Raw genomic sequence first — 15,841 nt, 5'->3', positions numbered from 1 at the left:
AGTATATGGTCGAATGAGGGCGGTTAGGCTGTTGTCGTGGTGTTCTTCCACAGGCCGTAGCCGCCTTGCTTGGCCTCCTGTTGCTTCTGTTCAAATTCCGCTCGCTTGCTAAAATCGCCGTCTGCGACCCGTGCGTAGCCCGTTCGGAGTAACTGCGTGTTATACAGCCAATTGCCGGTATAGACGTAGGCCTGTCGGTGGCCGTCACTGTCACTCGCGACCTGTGGGTCAGTGACGACGGTGACGACACTGTACTCCAGTTGTGCTTTGGTGGTCTGGAGCACTCGTTTGTGAATAAGGCCGTTGTCGGGGACGCGTACGCCGATCAGATCAACGGTCTGGGTCTTGCCGTTGCGTTCGATTTTGACGGTCGTCGGATCGACGATCTTCGTCACGCGCGCTTGGAAGCGATTGCTGTTTTTCGGCGTGGTGACTCGGGCAGTCGTCGGAGTCCGCACATACGTTGTCACCGTTTGCGTGGCTGTTGTGGTCGTCGCTTCGGTCGTCGTTGCTGTGGTCGTACTGGTCGGCGTCTGTGTCGTCTCTGTGCTGGTCGGTGTCGCGGTAGTAGTTGGATTGTCGCTACTGCCGCCGAGTCCGAGGCCGCCGGTACAGCCTGCGAGCGCAACGACGGCGACAAGGGCGAGGAGGGGGAAGTGTGCGGGGCATATCTGTCCTCGTCACTCTGGTAAGTTCAACATTCGGGCTGGCGAACGATGTTCGGAGCCGGCGTTCTGGCTGTGTTTTTCTGTTGTAGCTAGGTAGTGGCGAATCGAAAGGGAGACGATACGTTCGTGGTGCGTGTTTATCGACTATTCTTGGTCACGTTTCCATGCATCTAATCCGCCCTCAAGGGCACTCGCGTCCCGTCCCTGGTCGTGAAGCATCCGGGCTGTTTCCGTCGAAGCAATTCCCGCATCACAAACCATTACGAGTTCCTCATCATCTGGTAGGTCGTCCAACTCGGCTAAGGCCGTCTCAACATCGCCCGACAGGAGTGCCTCTCGAATCGGGCGATTTTCACTTCCCTCGATGTGGCCATCCTCGTAGTCGTCTTCCGGTCGAATATCGACGACACACACGTCTTCGCCGTTCTCCAACTGTTCCCGAAGTGTTTCAGGGTCAACCGTAGTCATCGACTGGAACTTTTATATCGAAGTTCATGAGTCTCGTGGTTCAAACAACGAGAACTAACTCGCTCGAAACAAGGCCTATGATATGAGCCGCTTCCGGAATACACGTCAACCAGATTGGGACTAGTGGGAAGAATTATGGTCGAATCCAAAGGACACGCTCCAATCATGTGGGATCTCTCCCGGTTAGTCTGTCGCGGATATTGGGTCGGGAAACGGCTATTTTACAGTCCCCACCGCTGAGCTAGTCGATGGTGCGCCGGTTTACGCGATTGATGTTAATAAAGAGCTATTAGCTGAACTCTCAGCGACTGCGAAAACGCGAGGATTGACAAACATCAACGAGATCTACGGTGACGCTCGGAACCTAACTAACCTCCTTCCCGAGCCTGTTGACGTGGTGTTGATCGCAAATACCTTTCACGTCGTTGAAAATATGGGTGGACTCAAAAGGCAAGTATCTCAATCACTTCGTCCCGGTAGACGGTTCATCATCGTAAATTGGTGTGACCTGCCGAAAGAGGAAACTACCGTCGCTGGAACAGCACATGGCCCACCGGGGAAACTACGCATGTCAGTCACTGAAACAGACGAAATCATGGCAGAGGTATTTGACGATATTCACGAAGTTGATCTGCCGCCGTACCATTACGCGCTCATCGGGGAACGATAGACTGGTCTTCTGAATTGGCCAATCCACGCTCTCTATTCAGCAGGTGAATGCTGAACCGCCCCATCTACACAAGATTGCGCTGAACGGCCGCCGCTGCTGGCGAATGGTGGACAGTCGGCTAGCAACGATGAGACTGACAGTCCGTTTTCTCTTCGGAAGACACCAAATTTCCGGAGTAATCTGGCTGTTTTCAGTTGTTTCGGCGTCTCTAGTGTCCGTCGAACTCTGCACAAGGTGACAGTCGACGTGCAACGCTCCGGATGACAGTCCGTGTGAAACAGAGCTCGGTATTGACAGTCCATCGTAGCGTTGGTTGAAGTCCAGTCTTTCACTGATCTCAGCAAGACTGACAGTCCCCTGTTACAGTGGGCCGGCGCACACGGTACCATGTCGCTGGTAGACTGTCCCACGTGCTGTCCCCTCCCGCTGTAGCGGTCGCTGTCACTGAAACTGCGGTGTTTCGCAGGAGACAGTACCCCACTGGTGCGCTCAGGGTGGCACCCAGATGATGCTATCACACCGGCACCTGGACAGTGCGTGCTCCTGCTAGCACCCCACATCGTCGTTTCGCGACGTTTTCGCTCTGCTTCGGCAGGCCAGACTGTCCAGTGTCTTCGTCACCTGTTTTTCTACGGGAATCCCGGCCATTCTCGTCTATGCTGGCCGTCGCTCATCTCCCCGTGCTGCTGCGGGTGCGGTTGCTGTCGCTGTACTGTGCTGGTGCAGTCTTTCTGCTGTCCGGTCCCACTGCTCGGTGCTCTTCATGGCGGCTTGCCGCCAGTGCTGTCTCACAGTTCCTGTTGGTAGTCCGCTCTTCTTTGTGAGCCCGCTGGTCGCACTGGTTGACTGTCCTCTGTTCGTTAGTCTGTTCCCCGCTGGATCCGCCATGGCCTGACTGTCCTACTGTCTCGCTCTCTGTGTTCCTCGCGTGACCTCGGGTGGACTGTCCCATTGCTGTAGATCTGCTTTCCCGTGGTGGATCTTCTTGGTGGACTGTCCCATGCCATGTGTCGACGTGGTCTATCCGCCGTTTCTCGTCGGATCTGCTTGGGTCTGTGTCGCTCTCTGGGGTGCCCACTTGCATCGTCGGAATATACGTCTGTTTTGTGATATATTGAGGCTGCATTCTATGGTGCCCTGTTGGATGCCGCTCTGTCTCAGCACCGGCAGCATTCTCACCGGTAGCGCTATTTCTGATACCTGACATTTCTCGTGATCCACTCCAATTTTCTATTCGCCACCGATATTGTTCCCCCATGAGTGGGTTGTCGGGAGTGGCTTGTATAGCTATGTAGTGGATTAGTATTAAGGACTTTCAACCTTAATATGGCATTATGAACGGATATAATAAAACTGGAACATCCACTGGCTCACTCCCTACCTTCGCCGAGATGCGAGACCACCTCGGCGATGCTCGCCAGAACATTCTCACAGTCCTCCATGCAACTGATACATCTGGCGTGAACACCTCAGACCTCCGGGAGCAAGCAGGCATCCCCAGCGACAGCATGAGCCATCACATGCGGAAACTCCAACGGTGGAAACTGGTTGAGGAAATTGACCGTGAGTATGCGGGCCGTGGGTCACGCGCCTTCGTCTGGTCACTCACAGCACGTGGGCGCGAGTTCTGTGACGATGGCTTAGAATTACCCGATGATCTATTCGGGGAACCCGAGGATTTCGAAGCACTTCGGACTGAAGTCTCGGAGTTACGAAACGATGTTGAGGCAATGAAGAAGGCGATGGTTCAGATTGCCGTGAAAGCGGGCGGTGTCAAACAAGAGACTGCACAGGAATGGCTCTCAGACTAATAGGGATCAGCAAAAGAATCCATATATTCAGTAAGCAACTAGGTCAGAGATAATCGCTTGGATTGGGTGGCGACTGCACAGCGTATCGCGGAGTCCCAATTCGAAGGATTCCGCCTCTATCTCGATATTCTCCGTCGCGACGGCCCAGTTTAGACAGCTGGCTCGCCGAGGAAGTTCTTGATGATGCGGCCTTCAGCGCGGTGGAGAATGCCACTTGCTCCTCCTTTACTGACGTCTAGCGCAGCCGCGAGCTCGGTGAGCGTGCACTCGCGCGGGCTATCGTAGTACCCATGCTCGACCGCCGCGGTAATGAACCGTCGTTGGCGATCTGTCAGCAGGTCGGTTGGGTCGGTTGACTGTGTAACCGAGCCGATTTCATACGGGATGCCCTCAGCCTCGAACACGTCTTTGAGTTGGGACAGCTGCTCGTGTGAAGTAATCATGTCACTGATCGCCCACCCGTTTCGAAGGGTCAAGGGATACTGCAGGAGGTGTCCAGTGGAGAGGATTTCGCGATGCAATGCGGGGAGGAACTCGTGGGAGTACTGAATGAGCATCGTCCGCTCATCGGCATGCAGCACGTCGTAGGACGGCAAACACGGTGCTTCGTCGAGATGTCGAATGATGGCTGCGGTGTCAGTCGTCCGGGCTTCGAGAACTACTTGGATGCTATCTGCTGTCGGGAGGGCAGCTAGCATCCGGAACTCATCGTCCGGATGCTCGGTTGAGAGTGCGCCTGGCCCGTCAGAGAATTCGAATATGACCTGTGCACTGGGCATATACCGCTGTTTTCGACTCCCAGCCTTATCCGCATGACGTTGAACATGTTTACGCTAATCACCAAGCTGCATCCCCCCGTACTACATCTTGTGGTGAGACAAATGCAGCACGACAAACAGGCCACCAGAATCCGACAGTTGAACAGGGATACGGAGGATTCGCTATGAGTCAGTTCAGCGTCTTAGTCGTCGGAGCGACTGGCCGCCAGGGTGGGGCGGTTGCTAACCACCTATTATCCGGCGAATACGGTGACTTCGATGTCCATGCGTTGACGCGCAGTCCTGAGAGCGACCGCGCGCAGGCGCTTGCCAACCGGGGTGCGACGCTCGTTGAGGGAAACCTCCTGAATAAAGCCAGTCTCACGCCAGCGGTTGAGACCGTTGACGCGATATACTGCGTCACGATTGAGGTTGAGAGCGGCACGACACCTACTGAAGCAGGGATTGAGGCCGAGATCGAGCAAGGAACGAACATGGCGGAAGTCGCCGCCGAAATCGGCATCGAGCATTTCGTGTTTAGCTCTGTCGCCGGAGCCGAGCGCGACACCGGGATTCCTAACTTCGAGTCGAAGTACGACATCGAACAACGAGTTCACGATCTCGGACTTCCCGCAACGATTCTTCGACCCGTTACGATCATGCAGAACTACGAACGCCAGCGCGAAGTGATCCTGAACGGAAATCTTGTATCCCCCCTCGCCGAGGGTGCCTCGATGCAGATGGTCGATGTCGGAGACATCGGCGCGCTTGCCGCCACCGCGTTGGCGACCCCCGACAAGTACGTTGGTGAGTCTATTGAAGTGGCCGGCGATGAGCACACGCTCGAAAGTGCGGCCGAGGTTTTCACTGACGTGACAGGGACTGAAGTCGACGCCCAGCACGTCCCAATTGAGGCCGCCCGTGAGGAGATGGGGGAGGTGTTGGCAATGATGTTCGAGTGGATCAACAACTACGGATACGGTGTCGATATCGAGGCACTGGAGCGTGACCATAATATCAATCTTACTCGGCTTGAGACGTATCTCCGAGAGCATGACTGGAGCAGGGAATGACGCCTGACAAACATCTTCAGTGTGAGTAAGGACTTCGGCACCGCCGATTCAGTCGTTCTTCGTCGATGTTATCTGATACGGTTCGCCGGTTGGGGCCCGAAGATCATCGGGGGTCTCATCGGTGTCCTGCTCATTGTGGTCGCTGTCTGCTGATTCGCCGTTTGACGTGTCGTTGTTACGGAATAGGTTGTCGAACATTGTGAATCACCAACGCCTCGATGTCGGGCTTGCACCGACGTGGCGGCGTGGACCATCCGGGAGAGAGGGGAGGGCGCTGTTACTCACTACGCTGGCTGTCGGCTGGGACCTCGCCACCGCGTTGAGAGTAGCGCCAGTCGATTTTCGGCGTCTCAATCTCCTTGTTTGGGATATGTGCGGCACCGGCGAGCTCGCTCACCGAGAGAATCATCTCGCGGTCTTCCCATTCACGAGCATGGAATTTCTCGATGAACGCGCTCCGATCGCTGGCAGGAATAGGCTCGTCGGTAAAACCCTGCTCAGTCATCGTATTGTAGTAGTGGGTGAACATTCCCGCGACGCCTCGAGCGCGTGATTCAGCCTCGTACTTGTCCGGCGACACAACAAGAATCCGGATATTCGTATGAAAGCCGTACTGCCCGCGCTGCATTTCGACGACATCCGCCGCTTCGCGATCCTTCTTACTCGCATCGCGAGTACGGGGATTCAGTCAGCCGACGACGCGATCTAATCGAAGCCCTTCGGCAACGTTGTCCACACTCTCTCCCCGAGAGAGGAGCCCACCGTCGCCTTCCGTCCAATTGTTTTTCGCGGGGCGAAAGACGACTTGCACAACAACCCGTGTTTCTGGTGTTGAGAGCATCTCGCTCGTTACTTCGCCGTACGGATCCCGCTCGAAACCGTCGCCCTGGTGGTTACGAATCGGATAGTAGTAGTGACGGTTCAAGTCGAGCTCAGCACTCGCTACGTAGTCGTCAGCGCTGATCTGAGGGAACGCGTCGCCACCCTCCACCCGAAAAACCTGCGTGTTCGAGTAGCTGTTCGCGACGCGCCGAACCTGGCTGTTCATCTTGTACCGTCCGGGCGGAAAGTAGAGGAGCGTATCACTCTCAATTTCGCGCTGGATTATAGGGGGAGACGTCTTTCTCACCGGTCAGATCTGCACCGGCCTTCGCCATGTTCACGACGGTACGGAACTCCCATGCCACTGCTCGGGATTAATCGATTGGAAGTTACCGTTCGTCGCGTTTGTGCTGTTGTTTGTTGGACCTGCTGGCGGGATATTACCGCCACTCGCGCCCGTCGGTAAGAGGCAACCCGATAGAGCTGTCGCTCCGGCGCTTGCACCAGAAGCGAGAAACACCCGTCTGCTGTGCGATCCGCGGACATCTATGTCAGCGGGTGGAGTCGGTGTCATAGGGGGATTACTCGTGTTTCAGTACAGGCGTTGTTTCTAGAATATATGATTACACTCATCTAGATAAGTTTCTTGTAAGTTACTAAATGAATTTAAATAGGTTTTAAAAGTTTCAGACGCCTATGATAGAACCATATGCTAATAAGAAGGTCAAGAGAGATGGAGGATCAAGAAGGGTACGATTAAAATGCGTGAAGTAACATCTAAATAAAATGATACAACGAGATCTGAGATTATCTACAAAAGATGTTTGTCGTCCTAGAAGACGTATTTGAAGATGAATTGAGTGATAAAAGACGTCCAAGTGAATAGCACAAATCCTACTTCAATAGATGTAGGGATTCCTTCATGAAATATCATGAGTAGAATTATAACTCCAACAACCATAATTACTTATATGTTCTTGAAAATGTCCTTTGTCATCAATGATCGCCCATATAATCGCACAAATAAAACCACCACCGGTCGAAACAGCAAGGATTACTGCATCTGGTAATTGTGGGAGTCCACTACCCCAAAGTTCAACGAAAGCAACACAAGTGATCAAAATTAAAACCACTAATTCTAATACAAACGACTGCGACGATAGGTGCTCTTTATTAACAATCGACATTATACTATTCCTTCGTTTCATAATTATAAATAAATTTATAGAAGTATAATTTTTGAAGAATTATCAAATATACATCCGAATTAAGTCGAAAAAACCATTAACCTATGAGTGCCTCTCCTATAACTTGTGAACGTACGGGTTAGTATAAGATACTAACCTACAAACGATTGCTTGCAGGCGCACACTCTCGATCGACGCAATCACCACGTCGATTGTAGAGCGCAGGATTTTGAGTCGTACTTTGCATCCGTTGTTCCGCGAACGGTTGCCTCAACTGCCTCGATACCAGCCACATGGAGCATATCGCCGACAACAATTGTATCAGCGACATTTGCCATCTCATAGGCTGAGTTATAGTCGTGAATCCCGCCCTCATAGAAGAGCTGTGCTGATGAGAGTGCATCGATAATCGGTTGTACACGTGCTTCTGTGGCGTTCGTAGTACCCTCGACAATGATTGCAACCGTTCCTGTGTCGGCAATGCCAGCGTAGGTATCCTCGTCGTGGAGTGCCTTGTCTGGGTCGACTTTTGTCACGTGATTCCACTGCGCCCACGTAGCCACCAAATCTCACAGTAATGCGATGACATGCAAACCGCTTTCTCTCTGTCTATATTGGATCTACAGAACACTCATCACTGGGTTAAAAGGTCGTCAAGGTGATATTTGCCACTGTCGCGATCCCCGCCTTCTAACAACTCAATATCAACCCATAATGATCATAATGATTATTATTAAAAATATTAATTTAGCTGTATAACATTGATGCGCTCGATGATTCGATATCAGACCAGACGAGCATTACTCAAGACGATCGGTGGCACAGCGACTGCAGCTAGTTTCGTCGGTACCGTGGGCGGTCGACAGCAATCCAGACACGGAAAACAGGGTCGTGAGACACGCTACGCGGCGTTCGACGTAATCGAACTGGAAACAGAGCAGGTACAAGAGCAAGGGGATCCGCAGGCTGAAGCGGCCGCCCGAGTCGTCCAAGAGGTCCAGCCAGATGTCCTCGTCATCAACAACCTCCAGCAGTGCAAATACACCGACAAAGCGAACATCGACGCCTTTGTTGAGAACTATCTCAGCATCCCGCAACGGGACGACCTCGATGGAATCAACTACGAATACACGCTCCAGCCAAAGAGCAACACGGGCGTCCGTCCTGAACAGGACTACGACTTCAACAAGGACGGGACGTTCGGCGAACGCCCGGGTGACGCATTCGGATTCGGAGAATATCCGGGTCACTATGGGTTCGCGATCGCGAGCAAGTACCCGATCGACGAGTCAAGCGTTCGTTCTTTCCGGACGTTCAAGTGGGCAGACATGCCCGGGAATCTCATTCCGGTAGCGGGCGAAGAGTGCGTCGTCATGGACTCCGAGGATGACGAAATCGTGCTCTACCTCACGGAGGAGGAACTCAATGTCTATCGGCTCTCTTCGAAGACCCACATCGATATCCCGTTTGAGGTCGAGGGAGGGACAGTCCATGGCCTGTTTGCGCACCCGACGCCGCCTAGCTTCGACGGCGTGAACAACTTTAACGGGAAGTGGAATCACGACGAAGTCCGCTTCTTCGCGGATTACGTCGCTGGGGAAGACTACATCTATGACGACAGTGGCGTCTGCGGCGGTCTCGACGATGACGCCTCCTACGTCCTGATGGGCGACATGAATGCGGGCCCGGGTCTGGGTCGGGACGAGCGTCCGCTCCGTCCCTCCCAGAAGTTCTTACTCGACAACGACGACTTCTACACTGACCGCCTCCCAAAGAGTCCGGGCGGGGCGCAACGCGGTCTCCCCACCGCGACACGGTTTGGCGGTGATTTCGAGGGTGTCGTCGAACAGATCGACTATGTCCTCCCGTCCCCAGATCTCTCGCTTCACGCCTCGTCGGTTGTCTGGCCGAGCAAGAATGCAACGAAACGGGATCTCGGCGAGGACGTCAGTATGGCCTCGGACCACCGGCTCGTCTTGGCCGACATCGCGACGCATCCCCGCCACTGAATGGAATTCGGCTCTTCCACTCGTAATTCCCCTGTCGGCATAGACCACTGAATTCCGACACTTACAGCTGCGTATGATCTCTCGTCCCTCACTCTTTGACGAGGGACTGGTATGCATATTTTTGTGATCTACTTCGGGGTAGTCGCACTGCCGCTTATGATTTTAGGTGATAATAAACTTGGTCCACTTGTACATGAAGAGTGAATTGGTTAGATCCATTTGTATCACTACTCCATATGGGTGATGAAGCAGAAAACGGCTTCGAGCTGATTAGATAGCGCACCTTTCACACCCTAGTTTGTCGATGGATTTGGAGGACCCCGTTGACGTTGAAACACGAAAACACTGATTCCGATGAGAACAACGAGTATCCCGGGTATTAGATAGAAGAAGTTTGGATTGCAGGCTTGTATTATCCGTTTGTGTGGACACAGTATATTCTCTGGTTGAAGGAAAGCCAAATCAAGACACAACCACTAACGATACCGAGAATATGAATCGGCTTATTTCGGTACTTTCACGGGTTATCGGCTGTTTGATTTGCACGTTTATCCACAAACGTGCAATTCGGACAGTGGTGTATTCGCCAGTTCGCAGCGGGTGCGCGGGCTGGCGTGATCGGTGTGTTCGCGGAGCGGTTCATGTTTATCCTGCCAGCCCTCGTCACCTCCCCGTTGTGGCCATGCGGCACGAGTGCATATAGTGAGCGCCGGACGAGAACCGATAGATTACAGCGTGGAATTTCGACTACTCCTTACAGGACTTCAAGAAGCTGGTGAGCCAGTTTCCGAGGCATCGACACCATTGGCCAGTGACCGGTGTCTAGTTCGCGGAGTTCCCACTCCCGCTGGTCACACAGTTGCCGAATCGTATCAAGGATAGAGTCGTCCATCCCGTTCTGGGTGCAGAGGATGTAGCTTGTGGGTAACGCTGCTGCTACCGGATTGCCGACGTTCACCGGCTGTTTGAACGTGTTTAGTGGATGCGGGACAGCTTTTTCGCGTATCCACCGTGTGTCCACGTCCGAGATACCCACCCACCCCGGATGGTTATCTGGGAACGGCCAACCACCAGCATGGTCTTTTGCCGCTGCTTCCATCGCGTCCCACTCGTCCGGAGGATAGAACTCAGATGCCGAAACCGACTCGTCATCTATTGGAACCAGCGCATCCAAATAAACGACGTGTGCGAGCCGCTCAGGGACTCGTTCTGCCACGCCCGTCACTACAAGCCCTGCATAGCTATGCCCGAGGAGAACAACGTCCGTGAACTCGTTGTATTCGAGCACATTCACAATGTCAGTGATGTGTGTTTCTAGGTCAATCTCAGACCGCATGAGGTGTTCTCGTTCACCAAGTCCAGTGAGTGTCGGTGTATATACATCATGTCCCTTATCGCGGAGTAGCGGAGTGAGATACTTCCAGCACCAGCCACCGAGCCATGCTCCGGGGACGAGAACGGATTGTCGTGCCATGTTTCTCAGAACGGTTGTGAGCGTGATATAGCTCTCCGTAGCAGAGTAAAAGCGAACCGGAAACTCAGCTGAGCAGTTCCCCTGTAATGAAGCATTCCCCCCTGTTTACAGGATAGAACGGGCGATGTTGATCCGTGTTGCGTATTTATCCATAATCGTACAATAGGTGTGATAAATTGCAACAAGGAGGTGTTGAGATTGAAAATCAAGATAGTCTACCACATCAAATCACAGTTAGAGTCACTCGAATACAGTCAGATGAAATTTACAAATCAATGGTACTCAATGTTATCCCTGGCAAACGATATATCTACCCGGAGTCCATCACTAATGAGGACGCATATGAGGTTCGTGTGACTAACGAGCTTGGCCAGTCTCAAACAGTGCCACTGCGTTACCCCTCTCGGGGTGTGATTGAGGTCGAATTCCGAGAGATAGGGGAAATGAGTGTCGCTCAGGTCTCGCTGAACTACCGCTCTGTAGTCAACAAGTGCGTTCTCGTGTGTTAATATACTATCCTATTGGAGAGAATTCTTCATGATAAGCGGCAGGGGAGTCAATTACCACGACACTCTCTAGGATTGATATTCGTTCGCTCGTACAACTCATCACCTTTAAATTACCAATTTTCTCCTAATTTAGTCCGTAGCAAGAGCTCCTCGACGTGGCACTTTCCAAGCGCGATCGTGTCGTAACACGTTGATCAGTAATCCGTTCGCGGGCGTATGGTCCATCGAGTAGGAGTTCTACGAATTCGAATCCTTCGCCTGTGGCCCACTCAACAGCCTCATTGAATGGCATTTCGAGACCAACAGTAAAGCCGAGGTCTAGATTAATTCCTTTTTTTCTCTAGAGCTATTTGTTGACATAGAATGATCTCTTCATCCCACTCCCCATAGACATTCTGATTCCTTCGTACTGTACAAGTCACGGGCTGGTCAAAAATAGTAACGTCAATGACCGGGCTACAGCAGATTGGTCGTGAGCGACGTCAATCAACGCTTATATGTATACTAAATATAAAGGAAAATATGAACGTCAAATAGTTCAAGAGGACATAATATGACAATGAATAAGGAATTATTTGGAGTTTTCGGGGATATTACTGATTTTGAGGCTTTTCGATTGGAGCAGGAGTTTGATTCGATTATCAAATCTGAACAAATAACGGTTGGTATTCGAGATCCTGGTCTTAGCATTCCCGGTCGAAGTGCTTCATACTCCAATAACCAGGGTTCGTGTATGATTTGGGGTGAAGTTTACCCACAAGATCGGATACATTCTAATGCCGCTCGCTGGCTACTTGAACAATACGTAGAAAAGGGTAATAGTGCAATAGAAAACCTGAATGGATCATATATTGCAATTATCCAATATAGTGGCGATGCAATTGTCTTCATGGATCCGATCCGTTCATGGGAATGCTTTTACACAAATTGTGATGGTATCCGAGTGTTCGGTTCCGACGCGGGTAGGGTTGCCAAAGCAATCAAAAGCCCGACTGATAATAAACAGTCTATTAGAGAATTTTTGCATCTTGGTGTAATCTTAGGAGACAAGACATTATTCAACGAACTTCGCCGAGTACCATTTGATGGATTTTTAACTTCTAATAAGGTTGGCAAGCTTCGTCGGTTTGTCTATAACACACGAAATTTTGATTATGAAAAATCACTTGCAAATCGATTGAAACACGCAATTCAATTACGATCGAATCAGCCGGGTAAAAAAGGAGTTCTTCTTTCAGCAGGTTACGATTCAAGAACGATTTTGTCACAACTTCCTGAAATTGAACATTGTTACACAATTGGTAAACCAAACGTTTCTGAGGTACAAGCGTCACGAAAAATATCAACACAATATAACGCTAATCATACTACATTCACTACAAATGAAAAATATATACTTCCTGATGAACAGAAAGTGCGATACATGCAAGGGATTAAAGAATCTATTCATGCACACCACACCGGATATACTGAAAATATAAATGTCGATACTATGTATCATGCACTGTTGTTTGATACTATTTTGAAAGAATTTCCTCACAAGAATGCAGAAATGCAGATACTCGGTAAGACTGTACCCCTTAAAAGACTAGAAGAAAATATAGATCCAGCGGAGGCTTCGTTGAACAATTTTGGATATCATCCCGAACAAAGTCAGCGTTTATCCGAAAAACTTGCTGAGCATTCCACAACAGGTAATGAGTTCGTTCAACAGGCAATCGAAACCGAATTCGAACATTGTTGGGAACGTACAGATTCAATTCAAAATGCGTTAGCGCTTTTCAGTATCAGTAATCAGCCAACGATACCATCGCGAACGCATTTAGCAGATAACTTTTTTGAATCATTTATTGCGGCTGATAAAGGCCTGCTAGAATGGCATCTTCAAACCCCTCCCAAGTATCGTTGTTCGGAAACATTCGTTCGTGCGATGAAATTAATCGATGGAGAACTGCTTCGCCATCGACCGCCAGACCGTCCATTCTCTTCGACATTGCTCTCAGAGGTTGTCCAATTCGCCCGTCGACAGTTACCATATATAGACAGCGTGGAACCACCATGGCCTGATTTACATAGTGTCTATGACCAATATGACATAGATAAACGGTTGTCTTTCAAAGATAAGACAGAGCTAAAGGAAATATCACCCAAGCATAAATTAAGGGCAAATGATATAATTGCATGGTCTTTCCAATGCGCGGATTCACCAGTGGGCGTTTTAAATTGATGTGCGCTATACAGCATACCAACACTCCGCTGAATTGTACAAACAGCCCTCAAGTTCAAGAGATTTACTGTGGCTCGTTTCAGAATTCATTATGAATTGGGTCCCTCGTTCACAGAAATTCAGACTTCTCGATAACGCCGTCCCCAACCGCTATATTGCATGTAAGTCATGACTAACACGCAATGAGGACGGAACGGAACAAAGGCGGGACCCATAATGTCTGGCTCAGTCGGGAGGAATAGCGCGCAATCCCCCGCGCCGCCGGGGAAACAGACAACGACGATTATCGGCGCGTTTCGACTCACGACTCTCAACTTATATGCCGAAGCAAGGGATGCAAGTATTTTTCATCTTGAACCCCTGCTACGTTCATTAGTAAACATTCGATGACTAGTTGTAGCCGAGAATTTAGCTTTGCAAGATTCTCTATTGATGCATTTCCTTCATTCAAACCATGAGCGATTCGTGCCGTGTATCTCTGGCATTTCTTGCAGTCGAATTAATATCAATGAACTGATTTATTATTTGATCCATTTGATTATGTTCCATTACTTCCCGGAGCTGATCTCTAAGTGACCACATTGAAAGGATAAAAACATTAGTTAATAAAATCTTTAATAAACTAGTTTTTAATGTGGTAGTCGCGGCCGAATTAGATCAGAGGTTAAGGGCAGCAGCCACATCAAGGAGGCCAGCACCACTTTCAGTTGCTGCCAGTCCGATATCTTCGGCAGTGTCTATGAGTTGCTGGGATGTCTCTTCATGTGACAGTCCCGTGGCCATGAGTTGTGCCGCTGCACCCGAGACGTGTGGGGTAGCCATTGAGGTACCTGAGAGTTTGGAGTAGTTTCCGAGGTAGGTCGGATATGTTGAGCGAATATTCTTCCCAGGCGCAGCTAAATCGATTTCTGGCCCAGTTGGTTTCACAATCACACGGAGCAGTTCGAGATTCAGTTCACTTATCAGTCATGTGAGATCCGCTCTACCTTCGAATGCCAGCACGTGGTGGCTCTCCACGTTTCCGCTGTGCTCCAGTACTTCGACCGCTACAACGTTTCTTCGTGACTTTGTCCGGGTTACCAACACGAATCCGTTGTCACTGGACCGCGCCAGCGACCAACAACGGAAACACGAGCGTCACTTCCACTTCAATCTACATGTCATTGGTCTCGCTATCCTGATTGCCCCTATGGTACCATCTCATTTAGTGGTATGCTCAAAAGAGATTCGTCATAAGAGCATAGTATTTTGGCACGCGTCTGCCAAGATCCAATTACAGTGTTCTTTTCAAGTGAAGCCAGGTAATTTCAGGTTGTAATTACTATCTATTGAGTCTTATATCCTGGATAGGCGTCAATTTGATTCCAGTGGTGTATGTGCGTCGAAGAGTGACTGCGTCGTGTACAGTTGACTTCCACAGTAGATCGCCTTAGCGGTGTACTAGGATCGAAGCGCAACAGATAACGGCACTGGCGGCCGCTCTGTTCCACTTACCATTTGATTGGATGAGACGCCGTCGAGCATGGTTACTCGACAAATCGAAAATAAATATTGAACAACATAAAGGATCGCATCATCAAAAGATCACTTACAAAGAGCCATGAAGGAGGCTATTTGCTGTTAGCGAGTACACTTAGCAAGAGATACAGTAGTATTCGACGTCGTGAAATATCAGACTGAACCAAACCTTTCTAATCTTCAATGATCTTGTCCAGTGGTTACTAGATCACAATCCTTGCGGCTGAACTTTCAGCCGCAACGTCTGCCGCATACCGTTGTATACGATCGGGCAGTTTTCCGCTCAGTCGTCAGCGTATCATCGTCAATCACTATACCTGCACACAATCAGCGTTTACTGGATAGCTACGTCGGACAGCATCAGTTGGTGTGCCATCGAGTGGCTGAAACAGATTAGTTCGGGAGTCTCTTACGCTCAGTTCTCACGCATGGCCAGCACGGGAAGCCACCGAGGCCGCCACAATCGCACTCTGTCGACTCACTGCCCTCGTCGTCTGTTTCGCTATTCCTCCGAAGGGAAGGCCTCGAGCGTCCCATCGTCGGTTGCACTTTCGACGGCAGCCATGTGCTTGCAGTAGGTGTTGCGGTGGACGTGATGCGGGCAGGTACAAGACATCAATTCTTCGGTCACGTGGTTAACAACGGCA

At 50.6% G+C, this 15,841-nt stretch carries 14 protein-coding genes and 1 pseudogene; 5 read left to right on the top strand and 10 right to left on the bottom strand.

What is annotated here, in order from left to right:
- Positions 1 to 23: 23 nt before the first annotated feature.
- Positions 24 to 470: a thermonuclease family protein gene (locus tag LIX15_RS11945; RefSeq protein WP_227773416.1), complete on the bottom strand. Its 447-nt coding sequence runs from the start codon at positions 468 to 470 to the stop codon at positions 24 to 26.
- 342 nt (positions 471 to 812) lie between these two features.
- On the bottom strand, positions 813 to 1,136 hold the full coding sequence (locus LIX15_RS11940; protein WP_227773415.1) for a rhodanese-like domain-containing protein: 324 nt from the start codon (positions 1,134 to 1,136) through the stop codon (positions 813 to 815).
- Between the two features lie 199 nt (positions 1,137 to 1,335).
- Here LIX15_RS11940 and LIX15_RS11935 point away from each other — a divergent pair, with 199 nt between their 5' ends.
- Both LIX15_RS11935 and LIX15_RS11930 read left to right on the top strand, forming a co-directional pair.
- On the top strand, positions 1,336 to 1,806 hold the full coding sequence (locus LIX15_RS11935) for a class I SAM-dependent methyltransferase (protein ID WP_227776876.1): 471 nt from the start codon (positions 1,336 to 1,338) through the stop codon (positions 1,804 to 1,806).
- Positions 1,807 to 3,140: 1,334 nt separating this feature from the next.
- Positions 3,141 to 3,617, top strand: coding sequence for a replication-relaxation family protein (locus LIX15_RS11930; protein ID WP_227773414.1), 477 nt, complete (start codon positions 3,141 to 3,143; stop codon positions 3,615 to 3,617).
- A gap of 149 nt (positions 3,618 to 3,766) precedes the next feature.
- Here the strand turns inward: LIX15_RS11930 and LIX15_RS11925 are convergent, their stop codons facing one another.
- The gene (locus LIX15_RS11925) at positions 3,767 to 4,396 is read right to left on the bottom strand and encodes a helix-turn-helix domain-containing protein (RefSeq protein ID WP_227773413.1); all 630 of its coding nucleotides are present in this window, start codon (positions 4,394 to 4,396) and stop codon (positions 3,767 to 3,769) included.
- A gap of 164 nt (positions 4,397 to 4,560) precedes the next feature.
- On the opposite strand from LIX15_RS11925, the gene LIX15_RS11920 reads away from it, so the two are divergent.
- Positions 4,561 to 5,448 carry an NmrA/HSCARG family protein gene (locus LIX15_RS11920; RefSeq protein ID WP_227773412.1) on the top strand — a complete coding sequence of 296 codons (888 nt, stop codon included), beginning with the start codon at positions 4,561 to 4,563 and terminating at the stop codon, positions 5,446 to 5,448.
- Between the two features lie 48 nt (positions 5,449 to 5,496).
- Here LIX15_RS11920 and LIX15_RS11915 read toward each other — a convergent pair whose 3' ends face one another.
- From LIX15_RS11915 to LIX15_RS11895, 4 genes and pseudogenes are all read right to left on the bottom strand, one after another.
- Positions 5,497 to 5,646, bottom strand: a complete 150-nt coding sequence (locus LIX15_RS11915) for a hypothetical protein (RefSeq protein ID WP_227773411.1) — start codon at positions 5,644 to 5,646, stop codon at positions 5,497 to 5,499.
- A gap of 79 nt (positions 5,647 to 5,725) precedes the next feature.
- Positions 5,726 to 6,577: pseudogene (locus LIX15_RS34010) on the bottom strand (DUF8128 domain-containing protein).
- Between the two features lie 613 nt (positions 6,578 to 7,190).
- Positions 7,191 to 7,457 (bottom strand): hypothetical protein, encoded by a 267-nt coding sequence (locus LIX15_RS11900; RefSeq protein ID WP_227773408.1) that lies wholly within the window; start codon positions 7,455 to 7,457, stop codon positions 7,191 to 7,193.
- Positions 7,458 to 7,657: 200 nt separating this feature from the next.
- On the bottom strand, positions 7,658 to 8,020 hold the full coding sequence (locus tag LIX15_RS11895; protein ID WP_227773407.1) for a geranylgeranylglyceryl/heptaprenylglyceryl phosphate synthase: 363 nt from the start codon (positions 8,018 to 8,020) through the stop codon (positions 7,658 to 7,660).
- A gap of 210 nt (positions 8,021 to 8,230) precedes the next feature.
- Here LIX15_RS11895 and LIX15_RS11890 point away from each other — a divergent pair, with 210 nt between their 5' ends.
- Entirely contained in the window at positions 8,231 to 9,466 is a 1,236-nt protein-coding gene (locus LIX15_RS11890) for an endonuclease/exonuclease/phosphatase family protein (RefSeq protein ID WP_227773406.1), read from the top strand.
- 754 nt (positions 9,467 to 10,220) lie between these two features.
- On the opposite strand, the gene LIX15_RS11885 is transcribed toward LIX15_RS11890, so the two are convergent.
- On the bottom strand, positions 10,221 to 10,940 hold the full coding sequence (locus tag LIX15_RS11885; RefSeq protein ID WP_227773405.1) for an alpha/beta fold hydrolase: 720 nt from the start codon (positions 10,938 to 10,940) through the stop codon (positions 10,221 to 10,223).
- 1,068 nt (positions 10,941 to 12,008) lie between these two features.
- Here LIX15_RS11885 and LIX15_RS11880 point away from each other — a divergent pair.
- A complete protein-coding gene (locus LIX15_RS11880; protein ID WP_227773404.1) occupies positions 12,009 to 13,676 on the top strand; it encodes an asparagine synthetase B family protein in 1,668 nt (555 codons plus the stop codon).
- 657 nt (positions 13,677 to 14,333) lie between these two features.
- Here LIX15_RS11880 and LIX15_RS11875 read toward each other — a convergent pair.
- Together LIX15_RS11875 and LIX15_RS11870 are read right to left on the bottom strand one after the other, a co-directional pair.
- A complete protein-coding gene (locus tag LIX15_RS11875) occupies positions 14,334 to 14,603 on the bottom strand; it encodes a S8 family serine peptidase (protein ID WP_303657537.1) in 270 nt (89 codons plus the stop codon).
- Positions 14,604 to 15,696: 1,093 nt separating this feature from the next.
- Positions 15,697 to 15,825, bottom strand: coding sequence for an SWIM zinc finger family protein (locus LIX15_RS11870; RefSeq protein WP_227773403.1), 129 nt, complete (start codon positions 15,823 to 15,825; stop codon positions 15,697 to 15,699).
- Between the last annotated feature and the right edge of the window lie 16 nt (positions 15,826 to 15,841).

Origin of the sequence: Haladaptatus pallidirubidus, assembly GCF_020700235.1 — an archaeon.
In the GTDB taxonomy this organism is placed as follows: domain Archaea; phylum Halobacteriota; class Halobacteria; order Halobacteriales; family Haladaptataceae; genus Haladaptatus; species Haladaptatus pallidirubidus.
Note: the sequence above shows the minus strand (reverse complement) of the source record. Positions and strands in the feature narration are given on the sequence as shown.

What these genes read in the sequence shown, in the direction of transcription:
- LIX15_RS11900 (WP_227773408.1), bottom strand. Translation starts at nt 7,457, where the DNA reads ATGTCGATTGTTAATAAAGAGCACCTATCGTCGCAGTCGTTTGTATTA.
- LIX15_RS11915 (WP_227773411.1), bottom strand. Translation starts at nt 5,646, where the DNA reads ATGTTCGACAACCTATTCCGTAACAACGACACGTCAAACGGCGAATCA.
- LIX15_RS11880 (WP_227773404.1), top strand. Translation starts at nt 12,009, where the DNA reads ATGAATAAGGAATTATTTGGAGTTTTCGGGGATATTACTGATTTTGAG.
- LIX15_RS11925 (WP_227773413.1), bottom strand. Translation starts at nt 4,396, where the DNA reads ATGCCCAGTGCACAGGTCATATTCGAATTCTCTGACGGGCCAGGCGCA.
- LIX15_RS11930 (WP_227773414.1), top strand. Translation starts at nt 3,141, where the DNA reads ATGAACGGATATAATAAAACTGGAACATCCACTGGCTCACTCCCTACC.
- LIX15_RS11940 (WP_227773415.1), bottom strand. Translation starts at nt 1,136, where the DNA reads ATGACTACGGTTGACCCTGAAACACTTCGGGAACAGTTGGAGAACGGC.
- LIX15_RS11920 (WP_227773412.1), top strand. Translation starts at nt 4,561, where the DNA reads ATGAGTCAGTTCAGCGTCTTAGTCGTCGGAGCGACTGGCCGCCAGGGT.
- LIX15_RS11890 (WP_227773406.1), top strand. Translation starts at nt 8,231, where the DNA reads ATGATTCGATATCAGACCAGACGAGCATTACTCAAGACGATCGGTGGC.
- LIX15_RS11885 (WP_227773405.1), bottom strand. Translation starts at nt 10,940, where the DNA reads ATGGCACGACAATCCGTTCTCGTCCCCGGAGCATGGCTCGGTGGCTGG.